The 25,927-nt window shown below is 70.0% G+C and carries 26 protein-coding genes; 11 read left to right on the forward strand and 15 right to left on the reverse strand.

The features are described 5' to 3' along the window. Position 1: 1 nt before the first annotated feature. Positions 2 to 2,146, reverse strand: a complete 2,145-nt coding sequence (locus L3Q67_RS09215; RefSeq protein ID WP_499189124.1) for a molybdopterin oxidoreductase family protein — start codon at positions 2,144 to 2,146, stop codon at positions 2 to 4. Positions 2,147 to 2,196: 50 nt separating this feature from the next. Between L3Q67_RS09215 and L3Q67_RS09220 the strand changes: the two genes are divergently transcribed. Next, entirely contained in the window at positions 2,197 to 3,186 is a 990-nt protein-coding gene (locus L3Q67_RS09220; RefSeq protein WP_499189125.1) for a glycoside hydrolase family 76 protein, read from the forward strand. A 410-nt stretch (positions 3,187 to 3,596) separates the two neighbouring features. Here the strand turns inward: L3Q67_RS09220 and L3Q67_RS09225 are convergent, their stop codons facing one another. Next, complete coding sequence (locus L3Q67_RS09225; RefSeq protein ID WP_499189126.1) at positions 3,597 to 4,415, reverse strand: LacI family DNA-binding transcriptional regulator; 819 nt, start codon at positions 4,413 to 4,415, stop codon at positions 3,597 to 3,599. A gap of 189 nt (positions 4,416 to 4,604) precedes the next feature. Then, positions 4,605 to 5,642, reverse strand: a complete 1,038-nt coding sequence (locus tag L3Q67_RS09230; RefSeq protein ID WP_499189127.1) for a LacI family DNA-binding transcriptional regulator — start codon at positions 5,640 to 5,642, stop codon at positions 4,605 to 4,607. A 112-nt stretch (positions 5,643 to 5,754) separates the two neighbouring features. Between L3Q67_RS09230 and L3Q67_RS09235 the strand changes: the two genes are divergently transcribed. The 7 genes from L3Q67_RS09235 (at position 5,755) to L3Q67_RS09265 (ending at position 11,762) form a co-directional block, all read left to right on the forward strand. Beyond that, positions 5,755 to 6,768: a type 1 periplasmic-binding domain-containing protein gene (locus tag L3Q67_RS09235; protein WP_499189128.1), complete on the forward strand. Its 1,014-nt coding sequence runs from the start codon at positions 5,755 to 5,757 to the stop codon at positions 6,766 to 6,768. Then, the gene (locus L3Q67_RS09240; protein ID WP_499189129.1) at positions 6,765 to 7,754 is read left to right on the forward strand and encodes an ABC transporter permease; all 990 of its coding nucleotides are present in this window, start codon (positions 6,765 to 6,767) and stop codon (positions 7,752 to 7,754) included. Before L3Q67_RS09235 ends, L3Q67_RS09240 begins: the two co-directional genes overlap by 4 nt. Next, on the forward strand, positions 7,751 to 8,572 hold the full coding sequence (locus L3Q67_RS09245) for a sugar ABC transporter ATP-binding protein (RefSeq protein ID WP_499189130.1): 822 nt from the start codon (positions 7,751 to 7,753) through the stop codon (positions 8,570 to 8,572). The genes L3Q67_RS09240 and L3Q67_RS09245 overlap by 4 nt, the downstream gene beginning before the upstream one ends. After that, a complete protein-coding gene (locus tag L3Q67_RS09250) occupies positions 8,569 to 9,453 on the forward strand; it encodes a carbohydrate kinase family protein (protein ID WP_499189131.1) in 885 nt (294 codons plus the stop codon). The genes L3Q67_RS09245 and L3Q67_RS09250 overlap by 4 nt, the downstream gene beginning before the upstream one ends. Further along, entirely contained in the window at positions 9,450 to 10,085 is a 636-nt protein-coding gene (locus L3Q67_RS09255; RefSeq protein WP_499189132.1) for a nucleoside/nucleotide kinase family protein, read from the forward strand. Before L3Q67_RS09250 ends, L3Q67_RS09255 begins: the two co-directional genes overlap by 4 nt. A gap of 25 nt (positions 10,086 to 10,110) precedes the next feature. Next, a complete protein-coding gene (locus L3Q67_RS09260) occupies positions 10,111 to 10,836 on the forward strand; it encodes a Rossmann-fold NAD(P)-binding domain-containing protein (protein ID WP_499189133.1) in 726 nt (241 codons plus the stop codon). Positions 10,837 to 11,348: 512 nt separating this feature from the next. Further along, a complete protein-coding gene (locus L3Q67_RS09265) occupies positions 11,349 to 11,762 on the forward strand; it encodes a VOC family protein (RefSeq protein ID WP_209663691.1) in 414 nt (137 codons plus the stop codon). Here L3Q67_RS09265 and L3Q67_RS09270 read toward each other — a convergent pair. The 5 genes from L3Q67_RS09270 to L3Q67_RS09290 form a co-directional block, all read right to left on the reverse strand. Continuing rightward, on the reverse strand, positions 11,676 to 12,410 hold the full coding sequence (locus L3Q67_RS09270) for a DedA family protein (RefSeq protein WP_499191469.1): 735 nt from the start codon (positions 12,408 to 12,410) through the stop codon (positions 11,676 to 11,678). The two genes, L3Q67_RS09265 and L3Q67_RS09270, sit on opposite strands and share 87 nt — an antisense overlap. A 154-nt stretch (positions 12,411 to 12,564) precedes the next feature. Then, positions 12,565 to 13,392 (reverse strand): YceI family protein, encoded by an 828-nt coding sequence (locus tag L3Q67_RS09275; RefSeq protein ID WP_499189134.1) that lies wholly within the window; start codon positions 13,390 to 13,392, stop codon positions 12,565 to 12,567. Next, a complete protein-coding gene (locus tag L3Q67_RS09280) occupies positions 13,389 to 15,977 on the reverse strand; it encodes an MFS transporter (RefSeq protein WP_499189135.1) in 2,589 nt (862 codons plus the stop codon). The genes L3Q67_RS09275 and L3Q67_RS09280 overlap by 4 nt, the downstream gene beginning before the upstream one ends. Beyond that, positions 15,974 to 16,498 (reverse strand): MarR family winged helix-turn-helix transcriptional regulator, encoded by a 525-nt coding sequence (locus tag L3Q67_RS09285; protein WP_499189136.1) that lies wholly within the window; start codon positions 16,496 to 16,498, stop codon positions 15,974 to 15,976. Before L3Q67_RS09285 ends, L3Q67_RS09280 begins: the two co-directional genes overlap by 4 nt. 148 nt (positions 16,499 to 16,646) lie before the next feature. Next, complete coding sequence (locus L3Q67_RS09290; RefSeq protein WP_499189137.1) at positions 16,647 to 17,171, reverse strand: TetR/AcrR family transcriptional regulator; 525 nt, start codon at positions 17,169 to 17,171, stop codon at positions 16,647 to 16,649. Positions 17,172 to 17,257: 86 nt separating this feature from the next. On the opposite strand from L3Q67_RS09290, the gene L3Q67_RS09295 reads away from it, so the two are divergent. Then, complete coding sequence (locus L3Q67_RS09295) at positions 17,258 to 18,733, forward strand: MFS transporter (RefSeq protein ID WP_499189138.1); 1,476 nt, start codon at positions 17,258 to 17,260, stop codon at positions 18,731 to 18,733. A gap of 31 nt (positions 18,734 to 18,764) precedes the next feature. Here L3Q67_RS09295 and L3Q67_RS09300 read toward each other — a convergent pair whose 3' ends face one another. Both L3Q67_RS09300 and L3Q67_RS09305 read right to left on the reverse strand, forming a co-directional pair. Continuing rightward, the gene (locus L3Q67_RS09300; RefSeq protein WP_209663684.1) at positions 18,765 to 19,247 is read right to left on the reverse strand and encodes a peptidase associated/transthyretin-like domain-containing protein; all 483 of its coding nucleotides are present in this window, start codon (positions 19,245 to 19,247) and stop codon (positions 18,765 to 18,767) included. Beyond that, entirely contained in the window at positions 19,244 to 19,849 is a 606-nt protein-coding gene (locus tag L3Q67_RS09305) for an RNA polymerase sigma factor (protein WP_209663683.1), read from the reverse strand. The genes L3Q67_RS09300 and L3Q67_RS09305 overlap by 4 nt, the downstream gene beginning before the upstream one ends. Positions 19,850 to 20,507: 658 nt before the next feature. On the opposite strand from L3Q67_RS09305, the gene L3Q67_RS09310 reads away from it, so the two are divergent. Then, a complete protein-coding gene (locus L3Q67_RS09310; protein WP_499189139.1) occupies positions 20,508 to 21,896 on the forward strand; it encodes an FAD-binding oxidoreductase in 1,389 nt (462 codons plus the stop codon). Positions 21,897 to 22,030: 134 nt separating this feature from the next. On the opposite strand, the gene L3Q67_RS09315 is transcribed toward L3Q67_RS09310, so the two are convergent. The 4 genes from L3Q67_RS09315 to L3Q67_RS09330 all read right to left on the reverse strand — a co-directional run bounded on the left by L3Q67_RS09315 (position 22,031) and on the right by L3Q67_RS09330 (position 25,014). Further along, positions 22,031 to 22,687: a DedA family protein gene (locus L3Q67_RS09315; protein WP_499191470.1), complete on the reverse strand. Its 657-nt coding sequence runs from the start codon at positions 22,685 to 22,687 to the stop codon at positions 22,031 to 22,033. A gap of 106 nt (positions 22,688 to 22,793) precedes the next feature. Further along, positions 22,794 to 23,159: a hypothetical protein gene (locus L3Q67_RS09320; RefSeq protein ID WP_499189140.1), complete on the reverse strand. Its 366-nt coding sequence runs from the start codon at positions 23,157 to 23,159 to the stop codon at positions 22,794 to 22,796. A gap of 19 nt (positions 23,160 to 23,178) precedes the next feature. Beyond that, complete coding sequence (gene nagA / locus L3Q67_RS09325) at positions 23,179 to 24,315, reverse strand: N-acetylglucosamine-6-phosphate deacetylase (RefSeq protein ID WP_499191471.1); 1,137 nt, start codon at positions 24,313 to 24,315, stop codon at positions 23,179 to 23,181. A 123-nt stretch (positions 24,316 to 24,438) separates the two neighbouring features. After that, positions 24,439 to 25,014: a SigE family RNA polymerase sigma factor gene (locus L3Q67_RS09330; RefSeq protein ID WP_209663680.1), complete on the reverse strand. Its 576-nt coding sequence runs from the start codon at positions 25,012 to 25,014 to the stop codon at positions 24,439 to 24,441. Positions 25,015 to 25,177: 163 nt separating this feature from the next. Here L3Q67_RS09330 and L3Q67_RS09335 point away from each other — a divergent pair, with 163 nt between their 5' ends. After that, a complete protein-coding gene (locus L3Q67_RS09335) occupies positions 25,178 to 25,459 on the forward strand; it encodes a YciI family protein (RefSeq protein WP_499189141.1) in 282 nt (93 codons plus the stop codon). On the opposite strand, the gene L3Q67_RS09340 is transcribed toward L3Q67_RS09335, so the two are convergent. Beyond that, the gene (locus L3Q67_RS09340; RefSeq protein WP_499189142.1) at positions 25,453 to 25,926 is read right to left on the reverse strand and encodes a pyridoxamine 5'-phosphate oxidase family protein; all 474 of its coding nucleotides are present in this window, start codon (positions 25,924 to 25,926) and stop codon (positions 25,453 to 25,455) included. The genes L3Q67_RS09335 and L3Q67_RS09340 overlap by 7 nt on opposite strands. Between the last annotated feature and the right edge of the window lies 1 nt (position 25,927).

Genomic DNA, 25,927 nt, shown 5'->3' on the forward strand with positions numbered 1-25,927 from the left:
CCTAGACCGGAGCGATCTGGACGGGGATGCCGTTCAGGACGCTGGTGCCGGAGAGCGCGTCCATCTGCGTTTCGTCGGAGAGCACGTTGGTGTTGACGCCGGCGTGCGCGGTGGCGACCGCGGTGCGCATGCCCTGCGGGTCGTGGCCCCAGCCGTGCGGGATGCTGACCACGCCGGGCCGGATGACGTCGGTGACCTCCACCGGCACCTCGATCTTGCCCGCGCGGGAGTGCACCACGGCCTGGCCGCCGTCGGTCAGCCCGAGCCGGGTCGCGTCCTCGGGGTGCACCTGGACCGTGCAGCGGTTCTGCCCGCGTACCAACGGTTCCAGGTTGTGCATCCACGAGTTGTTCGAGCTGAGGTGCCGCCGTCCGATGAGGACCATTTCGCCGTCGGGGACCTTCGCCAGTTCGAGCGCGAGCCGCGGCACGTCCTCGGTGATCGGGCCCGGCGCCAGTTCGATCTTGCCGCTGGCCGTGGTCAGCACCTCCGGCACGCGTTGCTTCAGCGGTCCCAGGTCGACGCCGTGCGGCGCGGCTTCCAGGTCGGCCAGCGTCAGGTCGTACGGGCCCGCGCGCAGCATCAGGTCGACCAGCCGTTCCGGGCCGGTGCGGTCCGACACGGCGGGATCCAGCCCCGACCGGCGCGCGGCCTCGGCGGCGACGAACTCGTCGAGCGCGCCGATGTCGGCGTTCGGGCCCTGACCGGTGACGATGCCGGTCAGCCGCAACATCGTCTGCCACTCCTGCGGCAGCTCGGTGGGCAACGCGGCCGGCGTCCAGTTCGCCACGTCACGGACCGCGTACTGGTACAGCGCGACGTCGAAGTGCGGCCGTTCCAGCGGGCTCGGGCCGGGCAGGATCACGTCGGCCAGCCTGCTCGTCTCGTTCAGGTAGACGTCGAGCGAGACCATGAAGTCGAGCTGTTCCAGCGCGCCGGTGAGCCGCTCGGCGTTCGGCGTGCTCAGGCACGGGTTGCCGCTGACCGTGATCAGCGCGCGCACCTGGCCCTCGCCGGGGGTGAGGATCTCGTCGGCGAGCACACCGACCGGGACCTCGCCGAGCACCTCGGGCAGCCCGTGCACGCGGGTCTTCCAGCGGCCGGTGCGGAACGGCTTGGGCTTGGGGTTCGAGCTGTTCGGCTGTCCGGCGGCGGCGAGCGGGAACATCGCGCCGCCGGGTTCGTCGAGGTTGCCGGTGAGCGTGTTGAGCACGTCGACCAGCCAGCTGGCGACCGTGCCGAAGGACTGCGTGGTGGTGCCGATCCGGCCGTAGACCGCGGCGCGCTCGGCATCGGCGAGTTCGAGCGCGAGCCGCCGGATCTCCCCGGCTTCGATCCCGGTCGGCCCGGCGACGGCTTCGGGGGTGAACTCGCGGGCCAGTTCGCGGACCTCGTCGACGCCGTTGACGTGCTCGGCGAGCCTGCCCAGCTGGACCTTGCCCTCGGTGAACAGCACGTTGACCATGGCGAACAGCAGCAGCGCGTCGGTGCCGGGGCGGATCGCGTGGTGCTCGTCGGCGAGTTCGGCGGTGCGCGTGCGCCGCGGGTCGACCACGACGATCTTGCCGCCGCGGCGCTGGATGCCCTTGAGCCTGCCACGCGCGTCCGGCGCGGTCATCAGGCTGCCGTTGGACACCAGCGGGTTCGCGCCGAGGATCAGCAGGTGCTCGGTGCGGTCGAGGTCGGGCACCGGGATGGACAGGCCGCTGCCGAAGAGGTAGCCGGAGGAGAAGTGCTTCGGCACCTGGTCGACCGTGCCCGCGGTGAAGACGTTCTTGGTGCCGAGCGCCTTGTAGAAGACGCGGCCGTAGAGCAGGTTGCCGAGGTTGTGCGCGCTGGGATTGCCGACGTAGAGCGCCACGGCGTCCTTGCCGTGCGCCTCGATGACCGGCAGCAGCCGCGCGTGGATCTCGGCGAACGCCTCGTCCCAGCTCACTTCGACGAATTCGCCGTCGCGCTTGACCAGCGGGGCACGCAGGCGGTCGGGGTCGTGGTGCAGTGCGCCGAGCGAAGCGCCCTTCGGGCAGATGTATCCGCCCGAGAAGACGTCGGCATCGTCCCCTCGCACCTTCGTGACCTTCGGTCCCTCGAACGTGACGTCGAGTCCGCAGGTCGCTTCGCAGAGTGGACAGGTGACGGCAGCCATCGCCTGAACATACCGACGGGTATGTCGGTGGACAAGGGAGAATAAACGACATGACGGCGGCGGAACGAGCCAGGGACGCGGAAAACGCGGTGCGCACGCGGCACTTCCGGCGGGTGTGGGGCCTGCCGTCCACGGTGCTCGCCCGCAGCGGCTGGCCCGCGGATGCCGGGCAGCGGCTGCACTGGCACTGGAACTACTGGTGGCAGGCGCACGTACTGGACTGCCTGGTCGACGCGCAACTGCGCGAGCCTTCGCCCGAGCGCGCGGGGCTGATCGAACGGTACGCGCGCTCGATCCGGTTGCGGAACTTCGGCAAGTGGACCAACGAGTACTACGACGACATGGCGTGGCTCGGCATCGCGCTGGAGCGGGCTTCGCGGGTGACCGGGCTCGCGGCCCAGCCCGCGCTGGACGCCATCCTCGCGGAACTGCGGTCGGGCTGGACCGAGGACGCGGGCGGTGGCATCTGGTGGCGGAAGAACGACCAGTTCAAGAACGCCCCGGCGAACGGACCCGCGGCGATCCTGCACGCCCGGGTCGGTGACCTTGTGCGGGCGCGGGAACTGTTCGAGTGGATGGACTCCCGGTTGGTGGATCCGGAGACCGGACTGGTGTGGGACGGGCTGCGGGTGGACACCGGGGAACTGGTGAAGCACATTTACACGTACTGCCAGGGGGTCTTCCTGGGTACGTGCCTGGAATTGTCCGAAGTGGACGCTGCCGCGCGGACGGTGGAGGCGGTGGCCGCGCATTGCGCGTCGGGGGGTGTGCTGCACGCGCAGGGCGCTGGGGATGGGGGGTTGTTCGCCGGGATTTTGGCGCGGTACTTGGCTTTGGCGGCGCTTCAGTTACCGGGTGCGGCGGCGGCTACTGCTCGTCGGTTGGTGTTGGATTCCGCGGACGCTTGTGTTGGCAGTGCTGCGGAGGCGCCTGGGGGGCCGTTGTTCAGTCCTTCTTGGACGGGGGGTGCGGTGGTCCGGGATATGTCGGTGCAGGTGGGGGCCTGGATGCTGTTGGAGGCGGCTGCGACGTTGTCGTAGTGGCCATCCCGGTGTTTTAGTGTGACTACGGCGGGGGTTCCTTTGTCAAGGCTGGAAAGCTCGCCTTGACAAAGGAACCCCCGCCGTGTTTTGGCTTTGGATCGGGATGGGGGTACTGCGGCTAGTCCTGTTCCGCTGCCCGGGTTTCGCCCCGTTTTGGGAGAGTTCCACACTCCTGCGGCCGAGTTCCACACTCAGGCAGCTGAGTTCCACATTCAGGTAGCCGAGTTCTGCACTCGGGCAGCTGAGTTCCGCACTCGGCCGCGTCTGGGCCGGGGGGTGCGAGGACACGAATGTGGCTTTGGGGGCCGAATCCGCCCCGAAAGCCACATTCGTGTCCGGTGGGGGGGTGACCCGGCGAGGTGCCGTGAATGTGGCTTTCACGGCAGAATGTGCCGTGAAAGCCACATTCACGGCGCGGGGCGGTGGCGGCAGCCGCAGGAGGTGCGGTGGTGGAAGGTGGGTGGGAGGCGGACGGAGTCCGGGCGTCGGTCCGGGTCGGCGATCCTGGCGATCAGGGTGTGCACGGCACGCTTGCCGATCTCCTCGATGGGTTGCGCCATGGTGGTCAGCGCTGGATCCACGGCGGCCATCCAGTCCGCGTCGCCGTAGCCGGCGAGGGCCAGGTCTTCGCCTGGCCGCAGGCCCCGGCGGTGCATTTCGTAGTGCACGCCGATCATCATCGCTTCGCTGGCCACCAACAACGCCGTGGGGGCATCGGCCATGTCCAGTAGGCGACCGGCTGCGGCGGCCGCGCCTCCTGCCGTCGACTCCCCGCACGCCACCAGGTCCGGCTGCCATGGCAACCCCGCCCGGCCCAGGCCGAGCCGGTATCCCAGTGCGCGTTCGTCGTTCACGGCGATGCCCAGCGCGCCCGAGATCAGGCCGATCCGCTCGTGCCCGGCCCCGGCCAGGTGACGCACCAAGTCGCACATGGCCTGGATGTTCTCGGTGCCGACCTGGTCCACGTCCCCGCGGGTGGCCAAGCGGTCCATCAGCACGGTCGGCACGCCGAGGCGCACCAAACCGGTCACCACCACGTCGTCCCCGGCGGCGGGGGTGAGCAGGATGCCGTCGATGCCGCCCGCGCGCAGCGAGCGCACGGCGTCCATCTCGACCCCGGCGGCGTCCTCGGTTTCGGCGAAGGTCACCGCGCAACCCGCGTCGGCGGCGGCGAGTTCGATCGCCCTGGACAGGTCGGTCGCGTACGGGGTGGCGTCGAACGCCATCGCCACACCCAGCCGATGGGTGACAGGCGCTCCCCAGAGTGGAATGTCGTAAGACAGTGCGGTCATCTCTCCCGGCCCTCGATGCCTGATGAGAACGTGCCCGCCCGATTGAACGCTCTCGCATACGGCGCCGAAGATATCCCCGATTGGGGCGTCATCCGGTCGTCGGTCACTCGATGAAACAGAAATTCAGCGAACCGGGTGAATCCGGGCGCAGCCGCACGACTCTCGGTGTCTCAGTTCCGGGGCCAGCCGGACCACCTCGGCCTTGCGGTCCGGGTCGGCGATCCTGGCCAGCAGCAACCGGACCGCGCGGCGTCCGATCTCCTCGATCGGCTGTGCCATCGTTGTCAGCGGCGGGTCGACCAGATCGGCCCACTCGACGTCGTCGTAGACCACCACCGGCAGATCGCGCCCGATCTTCAGCCCGCGGCTGCGTGCCTCGTGCAGCACACCGACCATCATGCCGTCGTTGGCCACCACCAGCGCGGTCGGCGGCTCCGGCAGCGCGAGCAGCTTGCGCAGGGCCGCGCCCCCGCCCTCACGCGACGAATGCCCGCATTCGACCAGGTCGGGGTTCCACGACAGCCCGCCGCGGCCGAGCCCCAGCCGGTAGCCGAGCATGCGTTCCTCGCTGGTGGACAGCCCGGCGGCGCCGCTGATCAGGCCGATGCGGCGGTGGCCGAGCGACGCCAGGTGCTCGGTCAGCGCCGAAGTCGCCTGGATGTTCTCGGCGCCCACCTGGTCCACGTCGCCGCGGGTGGCCAGCCGGTCGACCAGCACCGTGGGCACGCCCAGCGAAACCAGTTCGCCGACCACCTGCCCGTCGCCCGGCGCCGGCGTGATCAACAGGCCCTCGACCCGGCGCGAGCGCAGCGTTCGCACGGTCGCCTGTTCGGTCTCGAGTTCGTCGTGCGTGTCCGCCAGCAAGACCGTGTACCCGGCGGCGGCGGCTTCGCGTTCCACCGCCTGCATCAGCATCGCGAAGTACGGGTTGGCCATCAGCGAGATTGCCACGCCGATCGAACGGGTACCTCCGGTGACCAGTGAGCGCGCGATCGCGTCGCCGGTGTAGCCGGTGGTTTCGATGGCGCGCAGCACAGCGGCCCGGGTGTCCTCGGCGACCGCGCGGGTCCCGTTGACCACGTGTGACACCGTGGTGATCGAGACGCCCGCCATCTCGGCGATGTCGCGCTGGGTGGGGCGGGATGAGCGTCCTGGTGGCACTGGGCTCCCTTCACCGGGCTCAGGGCAAGCGTTTGCGCAAACGCTTGCGCGGCAGCATAGCCCGTTCTACCGTCCCGGGTCATCTGTTCCGATCCTCAACGCGGAGGATGTCGTGCGAAAAATTCTGACCGCGGGGCTGGCCGCCGCGGTGCTGGTTTCGGCGGGCGGGTGCACCGTCGAACGGCACTGGGGCGGCAACACCAACTCCGGTGGTGACGGGGGCAAGGCCAAGGTCGGCCTGGTCACCAAGACCGACACCAATCCCTACTTCGTCGAACTCCGGGCCGCCGCGAGCGCGGCCGCGCAGGCCAACGGCGCCGACTTCAGCGCACTGGCCGGTCAGTTCGACGGCGACAACGACGGCCAGGTCCGGGCCATCGAAAACCTGATCCAGCAGGGCGCCACCACCATCCTGATCACGCCGAGCTCCTCCACCGGGGTGCTCGACGCGATCGACCGGGCCCGCAAGGCGGGCGTGCTGGTGATCGCGCTGGACACCGCGACCGAACCGGCGGAGGCGGTCGACGCCACCTTCGCCACCGACAACTTCGCGGCCGGGCAGCAGCAGGGCGCCTACGTCAAAGCCGCGCTCGGCGGCACCCCGCCGAAGCTGTTCATGGTGGACGGCACCTCGGGCAGCACGGTCGACACGCAGCGGCACACCGGCTTCCTCTCCGGCATCGGCCTGGCCGATGGCGCCCCGGAGATCAAGGGCTCGACGCCGGCCAACGGCGACCAGAGCACCGCGCAGCAGGGCGTGGAGAACCTGCTGCAGCGCACCACCGACATCAACGCCGTCTACACGATGAACGAGCCGATGGGCCGCGGCACCTACGCGGCGCTCAAGGCGCGCGGGCTGACCGGCCAGATCGTGATGGGCTCGATCGACGGCGGCTGCGAGGGCGTGCAGAACGTGCGCGACGGCCAGTACGCGGCCACGGTCATGCAGTTCCCGAAGAAGATGGCCGAACAGGGGGTGCTCGCGGCCGTCGAGTACGCCAAGACCGGCAAGAAGCCGAGCGGCTTCAACAACACCGGGTCCGTGGTGATCACCAACAAGCCGATGCCGGGTGTGGAGAGCCAGAACACCGACTGGGGTCTGCAGAACTGCTGGGGTGAGAAATGACGAGCGCCACCGCTACGGCCGAGTCCGACCGGCCGACCATCGGCGAGTTCTTCCTGCGCGCCCCGGCCGTCGGCCCGGCACTGGCGCTGGTGGTCGCCGTGCTCGTGTTCTCCTTCTCCACCGACACCTTCCTCAACCTGGACAACATGTCCCTGGTGGTGCAGCAGTCGCTGGTGATCGGCACGCTCGCACTCGGGCAGACACTGATCATCCTGACCGCCGGCATCGACCTGGCGAACGCGGCCTCGATGGTGCTCGCGACGTTGATCATGGCGAAGCTGCTCACCGGCGGGGTCGACGGCATTTTCGCGCTGCTGCTGGGAATCGCGGCGACGGTGGTGGTCAGCGCGGTGGTCGGCTCGCTGGTGACCAAGGTGAAGCTGCCGCCGTTCATCGTCACGCTCGGCATGCTGACCATGCTCACCGCCGCGGGACGGCTGTTCGCCGGTGGCGAGGCGATCCCGGTGGCCGACGGGCTGATCAGCTGGCTCGGCACCCGCCGCTACCTGTTCGGCGGCATCGAGATCACCTACGGCATGACGCTGGCGCTGATCATGTACCTGGTCATGTGGTACGCGCTGACCAGGACCGCGTGGGGCAAGCACGTGTACGCGGTGGGCAACGCGCCCGAAGCCGCCCGGCTGTCCGGGATCAAGGTCAACCGGACGGTGCTGTCGGTGTACATCGTGGCCGGGGTGATCTTCGGCATCGCCGCGTGGCAGGCGCTGGGCCGCGTGCCCAACGCCGACCCGAACGCCTACCAGCTGGGCAACCTCGATTCGATCACCGCCGTGGTGCTGGGCGGGACCAGCCTGTTCGGCGGCCGCGGTTCGGTGATCGGCACGATGATGGGCGCGCTGATCGTGGCGGTGCTGCGGTCCGGGCTGACCCAACTGGGCGTGGACGCGCTCTACCAGGATGTGGCGACCGGTGCGCTGGTGATCGCGGCCGTCGCGGTGGACCGATTCGCCAGGAGGCAGCGGTGAACTCTCCGACTCAGCAGCCAACCCTGTCCGCTCGTGGCCTGGTCAAGCGCTACGGCCGGGTGACCGCGATCGACGGCGCCGACTTCGACCTGTACCCGGGCGAGGTGCTCGCCGTGGTCGGCGACAACGGCGCCGGGAAGTCCAGCCTGATCAAGGCGATGTCCGGCGCGGTGGTGCCGGATGAGGGCGAGATCCTCCTCGACGGTGAGGCGGTGCACTTCCGCACGCCGATCGACGCACGCAAGTACGGCATCGAGACGGTGTACCAGGACCTGGCCGTCGCGCCCGCGCTCGACATCGCGTCGAACATGTTCCTGGGGCGGGAAAAGCGGCGCTCCGGGCCGTTCGGGCTGATCCGCAAGCTGGACACCGCGACCATGCGGGCCGAAGCGCAGCGCATCCTCGATGAGCTGGGCATCCAGATCAAGTCGATCACGCAGCCGGTGGAGACGCTTTCCGGTGGGCAGCGGCAGGGCGTGGCGGTGGCGCGCGCGGCGGCGTTCGGCACCAAGGCGGTGATCATGGACGAGCCGACCGCGGCGCTCGGGGTCGCCGAGTCCGGCAAGGTGCTCGCGCTGATCGACCGCATCCGCGAGCGCGGGCTGCCGGTGGTGCTGATCAGCCACAACATGCCGCACGTGTTCGAGATCGCCGACCGGATCCACGTGCACCGCCTCGGCAAGCGGGTGGCCGTGGTCTCACCGAAGACGCACACGATGAACCAGGTGGTCGGGCTGATCACCGGTGCGCTGCGGATCGGCTCGGACGGGTCGGTGGAGGAGGTCCCGGCGGCCGTGCGGGCCGGGTTGTCCGGATGAAGGTGGTGCTCGCCGGACTGTCCACTGTGGATCTCGTGCAGCGGGTGGCGGAGTTGCCGTCACCCGGCGAGAAGGTGCAGTCGCTCGCGGTCGAGGTGGCCGCGGGCGGTCCGGCCGCGAACGCCGCGGTGACGGTGGCGGCGCTGGGCGGCGAGGCGGTCCTGCTGACCGTGCTCGGCGCCCACCCGCTCGCTTCGCTGGCCCGTGCCGACCTGGAAGCGTATGGCGTGCGGGTGGTCGACGCGTTGCCGTCGCGGGTTTCGCCGCCGCCGGTGAGCGCGGTATCGGTGCGGGATTCGGACGGGGAACGCACGGTCGTCTCGCACAACGCCGCGGACGTGCCGGACTTCCCGATTTCTTCGCTGGTGGACGAGGTTTCCGGGGACTGCGTGCTGCTGGACGGGCACCACCCGGCGCTGGCGCTGGCCGTCGCGCGGCGGGCACGGGAACTCGGGGTGCCGGTGGTGCTCGACGCCGGGAGCTGGAAGCCGGTGCTGACGGAACTGCTGCCGCTGGTGGACATCGCGGCCTGCTCGGCGCACTTCCGGGCGCCCTTCCCGTTGGAGGTGCCCGTGGTGATCACCACCGCAGGTGCCGAGCCGGTGCGCTACACAGTGTCTTCTGCATGGGGGACGCCCCCCGGACCCCCGAAAAGCTCCGGAGTGGACGGATCGGGCAAGGTATCGGTGCCCGAGGTCGAAGCCGCCGACACGCTGGGCGCCGGGGACGTCTGGCACGGGGCCTTTGCTTACGGCGCAAGCCTTCCGTTGGTTGAGCGGATCCGCTTCGCCAACGAGGTGGCCGCCGAACGGGTGTGGCATGCGGGTCCGCGGGCATGGGTGCCCGCGGTCCGCGAGATGAGGAATAAGGGAGTGCGATGACCTCGTTCGAGGACCTGCTGGCGCGCGCGCAGGGGTTGATCAAGTCGGGAGAGCGGGCCGTGCTGGGCATCGTCGGCGCGCCGGCGTCGGGCAAGACCACGCTGGCGTGGGGGCTGGCGAACGCGCTGGGCAACCGGGCCGCGGTGGTCGGCATGGACGGGTTCCACCTGGCGCAGGTCGAATTGCGGCGGCTCGGGCGGACCGAGCGCAAGGGCGCGCCGGACACCTTCGACGCCGGTGGTTACGTCAGCCTGGTCTCGCGGCTCGCGGCGGGCGGGGAGACGGTGTACGCGCCGGAATTCCGGCGGGAGATCGAGGAGCCGATCGCGGGGGCGGTGGCCGTGCCGCCGGAGGTGCCGCTGGTCATCACCGAGGGCAACTACCTGCTGCTCGACGAGGAGCCGTGGTCGCGCATCCCGCCGCTGCTCCGGGAGGCCTGGTTCCTGCGGCCCGATGAGGACGACCGGATCGAGCGGCTGGTCTCGCGGCACCGGCACTACGGGCGATCGCTGGTGGAGGCGCGGCAGCGGGCGCGGGGTTCGGACCAGCGCAACGCCGACCTGATCGCGACGACGGCTTCGCGGGCGGATTTGATCGTGGAGGACATGACGCTGGCGAACTTCTCGCTCTAGAGCTCCATGGCTTTAGGGTGGCGCCATGAGCGTGGTGATCGTCACTGGGGGAAGCCGCGGCATCGGCGCGGAAATCTGCGTGCAGGCGGCGGAGAGCGGCTACGACGTGGTGGTCAACTACGCCGGAGACGCTTCGGCCGCCGCTTCCGTGGCTTCGCGGGTTTCTTCGTTGGGGCGGCGCGCGTTGACCGTGCAGGGGGACGTGTCCTCGGAGTCGGACGTGATCGCCCTGTTCGACGCTGCTTCGGAGTTGGGGCCGCTGTACGGGCTGGTGAACAACGCGGGCATCGTCGGGCGGGCGGCGCCGCTGGTGGAGCAGGACGTCGCCACCGTGCGGCGGGTGATGGACGTCAATGTGACCGGGGTGTTCCTGTGCTGCCGGGAAGCCATTCGACGGATGACCGACGGCGGGGCGATCGTGAACGTGACCTCGGCCGCCGCCCGCCTGGGCTCGGCGGGCGAATGGGTGCACTATGCCGCGAGCAAGGCGGCGGTCGAGACGCTGACGTTCGGCCTGGCGCAGGAGGTGGCTTCCTCCGGCATCCGCGTGAACGCGGTCGCCCCGGGCCTGGTGAACACCTCGTTCCACGCCACCGCCGGGGTCCCGGACCGCCTTGCCCACCTGGGCCCCGCCCAGCCGATGGGACGCGCGGGGGAACCAGCAGAAATCGCCGCCGCCGTCCTTTGGCTCCTGTCACCCGCCGCCTCCTACGCCACCGGCGCCACCCTCCCCATAACCGGCGGCCGCTAACCCGGCCTCCCCACGCCCCTCACCCCACACTCCCGCACCCAAACCCCACACTCCCGCACTCGAGTCCCACGCTCAGGCACCCGAGCCCCACCCTCAGGCAGCCGAAGTCCACGTTGGCGAAGCCGAGTTCCACACTCAGGCAGCCGAGTCCCACGCTCGGGCGCCCGAGTCCCACATTCAGGCACCCGAGGCCCACGTTCAGGCACCCGGGTCCCACGTTCGGGCAGCCGAACTCCACGTTCCGGCAGCCGAGCCCCACTCCGCGCCCAGCCCAACGTTCGCGGCGCCGAACAGACGTCCCGAGGCGCCTGCCAGTGTCACGAATGTGGCTTTCGGGGCGGAATCGGCCCCCAAAGCCACATTCGTGTCATCGGTGACACCCGTTGAGCCGGGGCACGGGGAGGTCACGTTTTGTGGTCGACAAGGTCGGGTAAGTGGGCGGCGACGGGGAATTCACGGAGGGTGGGTGAAGGTCGGAACCGGGCCACTAGTGGAAGGGCGGCCGCGAAGCGATGCCGAGATTGAAGTCCGTGCACCACCTGGCTCTCACGGTCACCGACGTGGACCGGAGTGTGCCGTGGTACGTGCGGGTCCTCGCGCTCGAGGAGGCCACCCGGCGCGAGGATCCGGAGACCGGGCTTCGGAAGGTGGTGCTCAAGTCCGCTGACCACGGGTTTTCCCTGGTGCTGGTGCAGCACCCCGACACCGAGCGCCCCTGGTTCGACGAGCGGCGCACCGGGCTCGACCACGTGGCGTTCTGCGTCGGCTCGCGTGAGGAGCTCGAGGGGTGGGAGCGCCGCCTCGCCGAGCACGGGGTCACCTACAGCGCGGCCAAGGCCTCACGCACGCTGCCCGGGTCCGAGGTCGTCGTCTTCCGTGATCCGGACGGGATCCAGCTCGAGGTCTGGGCCGATACCGACAGTTAGCTCGGCGTCGGTGTCCACCGGCTTCTTCATTTCCTGCCGGTAGCGCCAGAACCCCCAGCCGGTGCCGAGCACGAAGAACGCCACGCTCAGCCACACGACCAGCGTCTTCAGCCACGGCAGCACGTCCAGCAGCCCGGCGCCGTAGTAGCCGAGCAGCACCAGCGTCGGCACCCACAGCACCCCGCCGGCCGCCGTCGCCAGTGCGAAGCGCTTCGGGTCCATGCGCGCGGCACCGGCGATCAGCGGCGCCAGCGTGCGCACCCACGGGATCCACCGCGCCGCGACGATGGCGAAGAAGCCCCGCCGGTCGAGGAACGCGCGCGCCCGCTCCAGGTTCTGCCGGTTCAGCACCTTGCCGCCGCGCCGGGCGACCAGGCGGGTGCCGGTGTGCTTGCCGATGTAGTAGCCGATCTGGTTGCCGATCACCGCGACGATCAGCGCCGCCAGCGACAGCAGCCAGGCGCTCAGCTCGGCGTGGTGCTGCGCGAGCACCACGCCGGCGCCGAACAACAGCGAGTCACCCGGCAGGAAGAGGCCGACGATCAGCGCGCACTCGACGAAGACGAAGCTGAGCACGATGACCCACACCAGCGTCGGGCCCGCTGTGTCCAGCCAGCTCACGCCGGTGCCCGCGGCCAGTACCTCCATCACGTTCGCAGCCTACGTGCCGAGCCCGAGACGAGCCTGAATCCACGCCCGATTCGCCCGATTAGTCCGACTCGTTCACGCGGCCGAATGCAATGAATGGGGCATTACTTGCAATCAACGCAAGTAATGCCCCACTCATAGCATTGGCGCCGGGTTACATCGGGGGCAGGGAGTCGCCTTGGACGGCTTGGATGTCCAGTTCGACGCGGACCACGGTGCCGATCGCCGCCACGCCCGCGCGCACCATCGCGTTGTAGTTGATCGCGAAGTCGTCCCGGCGCAGTTGTGTCTCGGCGTGGAAGGCCGCCCGCGTCCCGCCCCACGGGTCGGCTTCGCAGCCGCCGTAGCGCAGGTCCAGTTCGACCTCCCGCCGCTGCCCGTGCAGCGTGAGCACGCCGTGCATGGTCCACTTCACCGGCCCGTGCTGGCGCAGCCCGGTGCTGGCGAACTCGATCACCGGGTACCGCTCCACGTCCAGGAAGTCCGAGGAGCGCAGGTGGTCGTCACGCATCTTGATGCCGGTGTCGATCGCCGCGGCCTTGATCTCGGCCTGGACCACCGACCGCTCCGCCGGGCGCGCCACGGTGATGTGCCCGGACAGCTCCGAGAACCGCGCCTTGATGCTGGCGATGCCGAGGTGGCGGGCGGTGGCGACGACCGACGAGTGCGCCGGGTCGATCACCCACGGACCCACCGGCGGCAGCTGGACCGCCTCCGCGTTCGACTCCAGCACGATCTCGCCGAGCGAGCCCGTGCCGTCAGCGCCGACCCGCGCGGTGCGGGCGACCGGGGCGAACCCGGCCGCCGTGAGCACCGCGGTGTACACCCCGGCGGGCAGCGGCGGGGTGTCGACGACGCCGAGTTCGTCCGCTTCCACCCTGGCCACCTGCTTGCCGGTCAGGTCGGTCACGGTCAGCACGGCGTGCGCCACGGCCCAGCCTTCGGCGCCACTGATCTGCGCCCGCAGTCCCGCTGTGCTCATGCCCGTCCGTTCGTCAGCTCGTCGATCACCTGGTCGTAGCCGAGCCGGACGTCGTGGGTGGAATCACCGCCACCCGCCAGCTCGAGCCTGCTGGTGGCCGGAGGGTACCCGCTGGCCACGACGGTGTAGGTGCCTTCGGGGAGATCACTGATCACGTAGTTGCCCGAGTGGTTGGTCCGCGACACGGCCGCGACGCGGCCCTCCGGGTCGAGCACGGTGATCCGCGCGTCCGGCACCGGCTGGTCGGCTTCGTTGCGCGCGGTCCCGGTGAGCACCACCGCGCCGCTGAGCGACACGTCGTGGCGCAGCACCCCGCAGTCCGGCACGCTCAGGGTGACCGCGACCGGCCGCAGGTGCTCCCCGCTGGCGACCAGCGTGTAGCTGCCCGCGCCGATGCCGTGGAAGGCGTACCGGCCCGCGTCGTCGGTGGCCGACGCACCGGCGACCTCACCGCGCTCGTCGGTCAGGGTCACGGTGACCCCGTGCAGCGGCTCGCCCGAGCCCAGCGAGGTGACCACGCCGCTGACCTCGCCCGAACCGGCGAGCGTGAGGTCCAGCTTCGCCGGGCCGTCGCCGACGACCACGCTGGACGCCTGCGGCTCGTGCCCGGCCGCCGAGACGATCAGCACGTAGGTGCCGGGGCTGGGCGTGCCGATGCTGTACTCGCCGTCGCCACCGCCGGTGGCGCGCGAGACCTGGCGGCCGCTCTGGTCGATCAGCGTCAGCGCCGCCCGGACCACCGGGCTGCCGTCCTGGCGCCGGACGTACCCGGTGATCGGCGGCCCGGCTTCGAGCCTCCCGCTGACGGCCGCGTTCGAAATCGGCTGGATCATGCCCTGCATTGTGGCGTGTCCGTTCCCTTCCGGCCGGGCGTGCGCCCCCACCAGTTCCGGTTCCGGTTGGCGCAGTGCCTGGTCGACTTCTTCCCAGGTGTCCGTCTTCGCGGTCGCCTTCTCGGGCTTCTCGTCGACCAGCGCCTCGCCGCCTTCGAGCACCGAGGCCGCGGCCGACGGCGCCCCGCCGGCGAGCGGGATCTCACGCATGAACAGCAGCACCACGAAGGCCACCAGGGTGACCGCCGCCGCGCACCAGAACACCGTGGTGATCGACTCGGTGAACCCGGTCAGCACCGGGATCTTCAGCTCGTCGGGCAGGTTCGCGATGCCGGAGGTGTCGGACTGGAAGTTGCCCAGCTGCGCCCCGGCTTCCGGCGGCAGCGCGCCGCCGAAGGCCTTGGCGATGTTGTCGGACAGGGTGTTGAACAGGATGGTCAGGAACACCGCGACACCCGCGGTGCCGCCGATCTGGCGGAAGAAGGTCGCGGTCGCGGTGGACACACCCATGTCGCTGCGCGGCCCGGCGTTCTGCACCGCGATCACCAGGGTCTGCATGCAGCTACCGAGGCCGAGGCCGATGATGCCGGCGGCGAGCAGCGGGTGCCACAGCGCGCTGTCGTACTCGACCAGCGCGAAGAACACCGAACCCGCGGTGATGATCAGCGTGCCGATGATCGGGAAGATCTTGTACCGCCCGGTGCGGCTGGTGATCTGCCCGGAGACCACCGACGCGGTCATGATGCCGAGCATCAGCGGCAGCATCAGCAACCCGGACTCGGTCGGCGAATACCCCTGCACCACCTGCATGTACTGCGGGATCATCATGATCGCGCCGAACATGCCGATACCGACGATGAAGCTGCCGGCGATGGCCACGGAGAAGGTGGCGTTGCCGAACAACCGCAGCGGGATCAGCGCCTCGTCCTTCATCAGCCGTTCCACGAACAGGAACGCCACGACGCCGACGCCGCCGATGACGTAGCAGGCGATCGCCTCGGTCGAGCCCCAGCCCCACTTGTTGCCCTGCTCGGCGACGATCAACAGCGGCACCACGGCCACCACCATCGCCAGCCCGCCCCACCAGTCGATGCGGTGGTCGTGGCGTTCGTGCGGCACGTTCAGCACCTTGGCGACCACGGCGAAGGCGATCAGCCCGATCGGCACGTTGATCAGGAACACCCAGCGCCAGCCGGTGATGCCCGCGATCGAGTCGATGTCGGCGAAGAACCCGCCGAGCACCGGGCCGAGCACCGTGGAGACACCGAAGACGGCGAGGAAGAAGCCCTGGTAGCGGGCGCGTTCCCGGGGCGGCACGATGTCGCCGATGATGGTCATCGCCAGCGACATCAGCCCGCCGGCGCCGAGGCCCTGGACCGCGCGGAAGGCGGCGAGCTGGTACATCGAGTCGGCGAAGGTCGACGCGATCGAGCCGATCACGAAGATCGAGATCGCGGCCAGGTAGAACGGCCGCCGCCCGTAGATGTCGGACAGCTTGCCGTAGATCGGCGTGACGATCGTCGAGGTGATCAGGTAGGCGGTGGTGATCCACGCCTGGAGGTCGAACCCGTTCAGGTCGTTGGCGATCCGGACGATCGAGGTGCCGACGATGGTCTGGTCCAGCGCGGCCAGGAACATGCCGGACATCAGGCCGATCAGGATGGTGACGATCTGCCGGTGCGTCAGGCGCTCGGGCTCGGGTTCCGGCGCGGCGTGCTGCGGTGGTTGCACCGGGTTGGCGGCGCGGGTCATCGGGTGCCCCCCTTGGGCTGTGCTTGGTCTTCGGCGTGCTGCGCCTGCTGCTTCTCGATGCCGACGTTGAGCCGGTCGAGCAGGCGCATCAGGGTCTGCCGGTCCCCGTCCGGCCAGTCCGCGAGCAGTGCGGCGAGCCACACGTTGCGCGTCTTGCGGTTCTCCTCGAACACCCGCAGGCCCTCGGCGGTCGGCGAGAGCAGGCAGGCACGGCCGTCTTCGGGATCGGCGGTGCGCTCCACCAGGCCGTGCTGCACCAGGGAACTGCTCTGCCTGCTGATCGTGGAGATCTCCGAGTGCAGTGCTTCGGCGAGCTTGCTGGTGCGCTGCGGGCCCTCGTGGATCAGGGTGAACAGGATCGCGTAGGCGGCCCGTTCGATGCCGTCGGGACCCTGTTTGGCCACCTGCGCCTTGGCGCGGTTGACCAGGCGCATGAAGCGGACGAGCTGGAAGCCGAGCTCGTCGGCCAGATCGAGCTCGGCTTCGGTGGCTGGGGGCGGTTCGCCGTGGAGAGGTGCCATGAGCGGGTCTTTCGTGGGGTATGTCGGCTTTGGGTTGTTTGATCCCTGCAACTAGTTGCCTCAAGCAAGAATGTGCCCGCAAGCGGGCCACGCGCAACTCGATTACCCGCGTTGTGGCTGAGCCCACCCTCGATCGGGTGGGGTGCTTTCAGAGACCGAGGCGGCGCAGGACCTCGTCGAGCCGATCGACCAGTGTCGCGGTCTCCTCGCCCATGGTGGCGCGCAGGTAGAGGCCGTCCCCGATGGCGCCGACGATCTCGGCGGTCAGCGGATCGTCGATGTGCTCGGCGACCAGTTCGCGCCAGAGCCGGGCGCACTCGTTGATCGTTTCGGTGACCCGGGCATCGCTGCCGACCTGGCGCAACGCCGCCATCGAGGCCCGGTGCGCCGGCTTGTCCATCGAGGCGTCGGTCACCGACGAGGTGAGGAAGTAGCGGACCACGCCTTCCGGCGCGGTCTTGGCGTGCTCGAGGTCGGCGAGGCAGAGCCGTCGCAGGCGCTCCAGCAGGCCGTCGAGCAGGGCTTCCTTCGAGTTGAAGTGGTAGAGCAGGCCGCCCTTGGACACGTTCGCCTTCGCCGCGACGGCGTCGAGCGTCACCGAGCCGGGGCCGTGCTCGATGAGGATGTCCTGGTAGGCGTCGAGCACGGTTTCACGGGCGGAAGGCTTGGGCACCAGTTGACTGTACCGTCTGGACGGTTTACTTTCGAATCAGGCGGTAACTGTACCGTCTGGACTGTTCAGTAAGCAGGGGAGAAACCGTGGTCAAGGCAGGCCGCCGGGAATGGGCGGCGTTGGCCGTCCTGGTGTTGCCGGTGTTGTTGATCAGCGTCGACATGACCGTGCTGGGGTTCGCGTTGCCGTACCTCAGCGAAGACCTCGCGCCGACCGGCACCGAGCAGCTCTGGATCGTGGACATCTACTCGTTCATGCTCGCCGGGCTGCTGGTGCTGATGGGCACGCTCGGCGACCGCGTCGGCCGCCGCAAACTGCTGCTCGCCGGCGCGGTGGCGTTCGGCGTGGCCTCGGTGCTGGCGGCGTTCGCGACCAGCGCGTGGCTGCTGATCGCCGCGCGGGCGCTGCTCGGCGTCGGCGGGGCGACGCTGATGCCGTCGACGTTGTCATTGATCCGCGGCATCTTCGTCGACCAGGCGCAGCGGCGGGTCGCGATCGCCGTGTGGAGCGCCGGGTTCTCCGGCGGCATGGCGCTCGGCCCGGTGGTCGGCGGCTGGCTGCTGGAGCACTTCTGGTGGGGCTCGGTGTTCCTGATCAACGTGCCGGTGATGGTGGTGCTGCTGATCGCCGGTCCGCTGCTGCTGCCGGAGGCACGCGACCCGAACCCCGGCCGCTTCGACCCGCTGTCCGCGGTGCTGTCGCTGGCGACGATGCTGCCGATCGTCTACGGCATCAAGCTGTTCGCCGAGCACGGGTTCGACCTCAAGGCCGTGGTGAGCGTGCTCGCCGGTGCCGGGCTCGGGGTGCTCTTCGTACGGCGGCAGCAGTCGCTGACCGATCCGATGCTGGACCTCGCGTTGTTCCGGAACCGCGAGTTCTCCACCTCGGTGGTGACCAACCTGCTCGGCGTGTTCTCACTGACCGGGCTGCTGTTCCTGGTGCCGCAGTACCTGCAGCTGGTGCTCGGGCTGCGGCCGATGGTGGCCGCGCTCTGGCTGCTGCCGACCACGGTGGCCGGGGTGGCGGGCGCGCTGCTCGCCGCCCGGCTGGCGCGGCGGCTCCCGGTGTCCACTTTGGTCGGTAGCGGACTGCTGCTGGCGGCGGCGGGCTTCGGGCTGCTGCTCGGGATCGGCGTGGATTCGGGGCTGGCCGTGTTGGTGGTCGGCTTCGCGCTGGTCGGCCTCGGCGTGTCACTGTCGGAGACGCTGACGAACGACCTGATCGTCACCGCCGCGCCGCCGGAGCGCGCGGGTGCCGCGTCGGCGATCTCGGAAACCGGCTTCGAACTCGGCGGGGCGCTGGGGACCGCGGTGATCGGCAGTGTGGCGACGGCGGTCTACCGCGCGGGCGTGCCGGAAAGCGCGGGCGAGGCCGCACGCGAAACGCTCGGTGGCGCCACGGCGACGGTCAGCGGCGAGTTGCTGCACACCGCGCAGGCGGCCTTCGTGAGCGGCCTGCACGTGACGGCCGTGCTCGGCACGGTCCTGCTCACCTACACCGGGATCCAGGCGATGATCCTGCTTCGCCGCCGCCGCGCCGTGAATGTGGCTTTCACGGCATAAGAAGCCGGGAAAGCCACATTCACGGCAGAGCTCAGAGCACGACGGTCGGGGTGACGACGGTGCGCCGGGAGGTCTCCGTGCCGACGTACACCACGATCTGCGTGGTGCCGCGCGGCACGTCGTCCAGCACGAACCGGCCACCTTCGTCGGCCGTGGTGGAGGTGGTGCCGTGCTCGGCCACCCGCACCTCGACCCCGTGTTCGCCGGCCGGCACCAGCCAGCCGTCGATCCGGTGGTGCTTGCCGATCTTCGTCAGGTTGATCATCACGGTCAGATCGCTGACGGTGAAGGTGATCGTGCCCTCGTCGCTGCCACCGCGCACGCCTTCCAGCGCGTTCGCGTGCACCCAGCGGGCCACCTCCACGTCGAGGCTTTCCAGCGCGATGGCGAACTGCACCCGCTCGACCAGGTCCCCCGGTGGCGGGTCCAGCTGGTCCATCAGCCGGTCCAGGTCCATGAGCAGCGCCTCGTCCTCGGGATTCGCGCTTCCCCCGAACTCCTCGATTCCGTTCATTGGCTGCCCCCTTCGGCCTCGAACAATGTGCGCAACCGGGTCAGGCAGCGTCGCCTGGTCGGTCCGATGCTGCCACGCGGTATCCGCAGTGCTTCGGCCACCGAGTGGTATTCGGCACGGCCCGCCAGGACGGTGAGCCGGAGCAGGTCCTGGCAGTTCTGCGGCAGGGTGAGAAACGCCCGCCACATCCGGCTGTCCCGGTCGGTGCGCACGGCCTCGGCCTCCGGTGCCGGCTGGGTGCTCGGCACCCGCTCGGCCATCTCCTCGGTCAGTGGGACGGGCGGCGTCTTGCGGCCGTAGGGCCGCTGCGCCTCCCGCCGCGCGGTGGTGATCAGCCAGCCGGCCAGCGCCCGTGGTTCGTGCAGCTGGTCGAGGTGGCTGAACAGGGCCAGCCACACCGTCTGGACCACGTCCTCGGCGGTGTGCCGGTCCAGGCCGTTGGCCCTGGCGACGTGCCAGACCAGCGGGGTGAGTTCGGCGACGAGCCGATCCATGGCCACCCGGTCACCCGCTCTGGCGGCCTGCATGCAGGCCGCGTACAGGTCGGTGCCCTGGAGGCCCTCCCACGGTGGATCCGCCTCCGCGGTGCGCACTTCGGTCATTGAATCGACCCCCCAACGGGTGTCCGCTGCTCCTCAAGTTGGCGCTCGCAGTATCGCGGGACCATCGGGATTAGAGAGCACATGGGTGAGCACTGGATACATAAGTCACTTACTTGGCGTAGTAGGAGCGTATTACCTGAACACGGAAAAGAGCACACCTCGCGGTGTGCTCATCCACTCCGGGTTGCCGGAGTGGGTGCCGGCCGGCACCGATGCCGTCGGTCTGGGACCGACTCCGGCGCCGACCGGCGAACCCCACCCATTCCAGGCGACCCCGCCCCCGCGGCCGCCTGCCCCCTTCCCGGGTGGCCCTGTTCCCCCGTGCGCTGCTCGCCCGTCCCGGTCCAAGCCGGGCCGATGACCCCCTTAGGGCCGTTTCCGGCCACACCGGCCCCGTCTGCCTGGACTCCCCGCCGCGTGCGAGCACTGCACCTCCTCCTCAGGGCTATCGGGTTTCCCAGGGGCGGTGGTGTCCGGCGGCCCCCTCGGCTGTCGGACACCACACGGCCCCTGCTGGCGATCGCCCCGGCCGCCGGGCGTCCCCGGTGGTCAAGTGATCGTTGCCCCATATGACGCAGGGAGGCGGGCCGCAGATACACACCGCGGCGAAATTTTCCGGCGACTTCTTCCATTGGGGGGAAGGGCCTACCTTGGGGTGATGAGCGATGACGCCTTGGTCACCAGGTTGCGGGCCGAAATCGGCAAGGACGCGGTACTCACCGACACCGACGTCACCGCCGCCTACTCACGCGACATGATGCCGCTGGCCCCGGTCGGCACCCCGCTGGCGGTGGTGCTGCCCGCCGACGTCGAGCAGGTGCAGGCGGTGGTCCGGGCGTGCGCCGAGGCGAAGGTGCCGATCGTGCCGCGGGGTGCGGGCAGCGGGCTGTCCGGCGCGGCCAACGCGATCGACGGCTGCGTGGTGCTGGTGCTGACCAAGCTCGACCAGATCGTCGAGATCGACGCGGGCAACCGGCTCGCCGTGGTCCAGCCGGGCGTGGTCAACCTCGACTTCCGCAACGCGGTGGAGAAGAACGGGCTGTTCTACCCACCGGACCCGTCCAGCTACGACTGGTGCACGATCGGCGGCAACCTGTCCACCAACGCCGGTGGCCTGTGCTGCGTGAAGTACGGGGTCACCACGGATTCGGTGCTGGGGCTGGAAGTGGTGCTCGCCGACGGATCACTGCTGAAGACCGGCCGGCGCACGGTCAAGGGCGTGGCCGGGTACGACCTGGCGCGGTTGTTCGTCGGCAGCGAGGGCACGCTCGGCGTGATCACCCAGGCGACGGTCGCGCTGAAGCCGCTGCCGCAGGCGCCTGCCACGCTGGTCGCCGGGTTCACCAGCACCGCGGCCGCCGGGGAGGCGGTGGCGAGGGTGGTGCGTGAAGGACTGGTGCCGTCGCTGATGGAGATCATGGACGCCACCTCGATCAAGGCGGCCGAGACCTATCTGCGCACCGACCTCGGCGCCGGGTCGGACTGCCAGGCCCTGTTGTTGTGCCAGTCGGACGCCGGTGGCGAGGTGGCGCGGCGGGAACTGGCGGCGCTGGAGCAGATCTGCCTCGACTGCGGGTCCGACATGACCTACGCCACGGACGACCTGGCCGAGGGCAACATGCTGCTGCAGGCGCGGCGGGTGGTGCTGACCGCGCTGGAGACCTATGGCGTCTGGCTGACCGACGACGTGTGCGTGCCGCGGACCCGGATCGCCGAGCTGATCGCGGGGTGCCAGCGGATCAGCGAGGAGGTCGGGCTGCGGATCGCCGTGGTCGGCCACGCCGGCGACGGCAACATGCACCCGACGATCGTCTACTCGCCGGATTCCGAGGACGAATTCGCGCGGGCACAGCGGGCTTTCGACGCGATCCTCGAGGTCGGCATGTCACTGGGCGGCACGGTCACCGGGGAGCACGGCATCGGCAAGATCAAGCGGGAGTGGCTGGAGCGGGAGATCGGCCCGGTCGGCCTGCGAGTGCACCGGGAGATCAAACGCGCCTTGGACCCGGAAAACCTCTTCAACCCGGGCTCCATGTTCGCCATGTGAACACTCTGAATGCTATGAATGGGGCATTACTAGCGCCCTCCCGCCGCCCACCACCACCCTCAACGGAGCTGCGCACAGTCCTGTCTATGCAAGTAATGCCCCACTCATAGCATTCGGCCTCGGCCGGGCGCGGGCTACGGCTGTTGTGGTTCGGGGGCCGGGGCGAGAGCGGCGGCCCGCTTCTTTTCGCGCCGGCCCTTCAGGTACTCGAAGACGATCGGCAGCACCGAGATCAGCACGATCAGGATGAAGATCGCGTCCACGTTGTCGCGGATCAGCGGGATGGTGCCCAGCAGCGAGCCCAGCACGATCAGGCCCGCGGCCCACAGGATGCCACCGAGCACGGTGTAGGTGAAGTACTTCTTCGGGTCCATCCGGCCGATGCCCGCGATCCAGGTGATGAAGGTCCGGACGAACGGCACGAACCGGGCGAGCACCACGGCCTTCGGGCCGTGCTTCTCCAGGAAGGCGTGCGTCTGGTCGACGTACTCCTGCTTGAAGAACTTCGAGTTCTTCTTGAACAGCGCGGGACCGGCCTTCCAGCCGATGCCGTAGCCGACCACGTTGCCGATCAGCGCGGCCGCGGTGGCGCAGACGCAGGCGAGCCACAATGGCAGCTCGAGATCCCCGTTGGCGATGAGCAGGCCCGCGGTGAACAACAGGGAGTCACCCGGCAGCACCGGGAACACGCTGCTCTCCGCGAAGATGATCAGGCACAGCACGCCGAGCACGGTCGGGCCCAGCCCATTCAGCAGGACCTCGGGGTTGAGCCAGTCCGGCATGATGCTCATCTGGTCGATATTCAGTGCTGCGCTCACGCCGGGACACGGTACAGGCCGGATCTGGTCAGTGGCGCGCAGCGCCTCGGTTGAGGGTGGTGGCGGGCCGGCGGGCGGGCTACAGCAAGGTGAGCAAGCCCGCGACCGCACCCGCCGCCAGGCCGAGCAGCACCGCGAGCAGCAGTACCCAGCGCGCCGCGACCGGGGCCGGTCCCGTTTCCTGCCGCGTCGCCGCGACGGGGTGGTCCGCCGCCGGTGCGGGCGACGGCGCCGGTTCCAGCGCCGCGCGCTCGCGTTCCAGCGAACCGGCGTCCGCGCCCGACAGCAGGCCGTACCCGGCGGGCGCCGGGAAAGCGGGCTTGGCCAGGTGCGCGGTCGGCGGTTCCTCGACCGCCTCCGGTGGCCGTGCCGGCTGCGGCGCCCGCACGGCTTGCGCCCGCAGCGCCTCGGCCAGCAGGCGCTCGGGGTCTTCCGGCTCACTCACGAGCGAAAGGGTATCCGGGTCAGCCGGCGTCAGGAATCCACTGGCCCCGCCGCAGCACGCGGGCCGGGCGCAGCTCGTCGTCGAGCACGACGAGGTCCGCGGACAGCCCCGGCTTGAGCGAGCCGGTCTCCTTCTCGATGCCCAGCAGTTCGGCCGGTCGCGTCGAGGTGGCGCGCACCGCTTCGGCCAGCGACAGCCCCGCGCCCTTGACCAGGTTCCGGAAGGCGGCGTCCATGGTCAGCGTGCTCCCGGCCAGTGAGCCGTTCTCGGCGAGCGTGGCCACCCCGTCGGTCACGTCCACCTCCAGCCTGCCCAGCCGGTAGCTGCCGTCCGCCGCGTCGGTGGCCGACATGGCGTCGGTGACCAGCACCGTCCGCTCGGGTCCGGCGTGCCGGGCGGCGAGGCGCAACATCGTGGGGTGGACGTGCACCAGGTCGCAGATCAGCTCCACGGTCACGCGCTCGTCGTCGAGCAGCGTGCCGATCGGGCCGGGTTCGCGGTGGTGCAGCGGGCGCATGCCGTTGAACAGGTGCGTGGCGACCGTGGCACCCGCGTCGATCGCCGGGCGGATCTGCTCCTCGACCCCGTCGGTGTGCCCGATCGCGGCGATCACGCCGGCCTCGGTGAGCTGGCGGATCGCCTTGACCCCGCCGTGCAGTTCGGGCGCGAGCGTGATCATCCGGATCGCGTCCTTGCCCTCGCGCAGCAGCTTGGTCACCGTGGCGGTGTCCGGTTCGAGCAGTGCGCCCGGATCGTGCGCCCCGCAGCGGGCCTTGGAGATGAACGGCCCTTCGAGGTGGACCCCGGCCAGCTCGCCGTCGGCGACCAGCTCGGCGAGCGCGCCCACCTGGCGCGCCAGCTCCGGCACGACCTCCGAGACCAGGCTCGCCAGCAGGGTGGTGGTGCCGTGCCTGCGGTGCGCGGCGACCGCGCGCAGCAGCTGTTCCGGCTGCCCGCTGGAAAATGAGCCACCACCGCCGCCGTGGCAGTGCGTGTCGACGAACCCCGGGACGACCAGCGCGCCACCGACGTCGAGGTGTCTGCCCTCGGGCGGTGTGCCGCTGCCGACCGCGCTGATCGAGCCGCCCGACACGGCCAGCCAGGTGGCGTCGTTGGTCTCCTCTTCCGGTGTGGCCAGCCGGCCTCCGGTGATCACGAAATCGATTTCGGCACCCGTCACGCGTTCCAGCATATTGGTCTAAACCAGCTGATGGGTCACAACCCGCCAACCATGTGCGGAGATACGCCGTTCGAGGGCGGATTCCGGGGCCGGAACGGGCTAGTTGGGTGATTGCATCGCCCGCTGCAGGGCTTCCAGCGCCCGGCTCGCGGTCGACTTCACGGTCCCCTTGGAGATGCCGGCGGCCTCGGAGATCTCCGCCTCGGACAGTCCCCCATAGTAACGGAGGACCAGCACCTCGCGCTGCCTCGGCGGCAGCTTGGACAGCGCGTTCACCACCGCCTGGTGCTCGGTGGACAGCATCGCCAGGCTCTCCGCGGACCGCGCGTTGACCGCGTGCGGCGGCACGTACTCGCGAGCGGTCTTGCGGCGGCGCAGCACGCTGCGCGAGCCGTTGACCACGGCTGTTCGCAAATAACCCACCGCGGCGGCGGCGTCCCGCAGCCGTCCCCAGTTGCGGTGCAGCCCGGTGAACGCCTCCTGCACCACGTCCTCCGCGGTGGCCGGTTCGTCCACCAGCAGGATGGCCAGCCGGACCAGCCGCATCCGGTGCGTGCGGTAGAGGTCCTCCAGGGTCAGCGGTGCGGCGGGCGCCGGCGGGGCCGCCGGTCCGTCGACCGCGCGCAGGTGGCCGAGCGTGCGCTCCACGCTCTGCTCAGCGCTCGCCTCGTGCATGGTCCGCCCGTCCCGTGGTGTCCGCCCGTACCCGGGACTGCTCGCCGGGTCGGTTACCGTTTGCTGCGCCTGCCTGCTCACACCAGCAACACGCACGCAAAGCGTATCGGGTTGGCCAGGCGGCGCCAGTGTCCGAACCACGAGAATCGCATCCGGAGGCATCATGGCCTGGTTCCTCGTCGAAATCCGCTACGTCCAGGAGAAGTACGCCGAGGTGCGGCCGGCGCACCGGGCGTTCCTGGCCGACCTGGCCGAGAAGGGCGTGGTGGCGCTCGGCGGGCCGCTCACGGACGGCACCGGGGGCATCACCCTCTACCAGGCCGAAGACGAAGAAGCCCTGCAGAAGATCATCGACCAGGACCCGTACTTCCTGGAAGGCGCGGTCGCCGAACGCAGCGTGCGCGGCTTCGAGCCGAAGATCGGGGCCTGGCTACCGGCTCAGTAGGTCCCGCCGAGTTTCGTGTGGTCCCAGCTGACCGTCTTCGTCGGCGTGAACACCAGGCCGACGCGCTTTTCGGCCTGCTTGCCGACGAAGGCGGCCAGCTCGGGCGGCACCGGATCCCCCAGCGCCGCCCCGGCGTAGCGCTGGGTCAGCCTGGTCCCGATCTCGACGATCCGCTCGTGGTCGGTGACCAGCTCCACGTCCGTTTCCATGGACAGCCCGCGCAGCCGCTCGTAGCTGTCGCCGGATTCGAGCAGGACCGTGGCCTGCGGCAGCCGCCGCAGGTTGGCCACCTTCTGCGAGCTGCCGTAGGTCCAGGTGGCGAAGCCGTCGCCGTGGGGGAAGAACCAGAGCGGCGCCAGGTGCGGGCGGCCGTTCGGGCCGATCGTCGCGACGTTGATCACCTTCTGCTCACCGAGGTAGGCACGCGCCTCGTCGGCGGTCATCCGGATCTGTTCGCGACGTGACATC

It is taken from the genome of Saccharothrix sp. AJ9571, assembly GCF_021725495.1.
GTDB classification, from domain to species: domain Bacteria; phylum Actinomycetota; class Actinomycetes; order Mycobacteriales; family Pseudonocardiaceae; genus Amycolatopsis; species Amycolatopsis magusensis.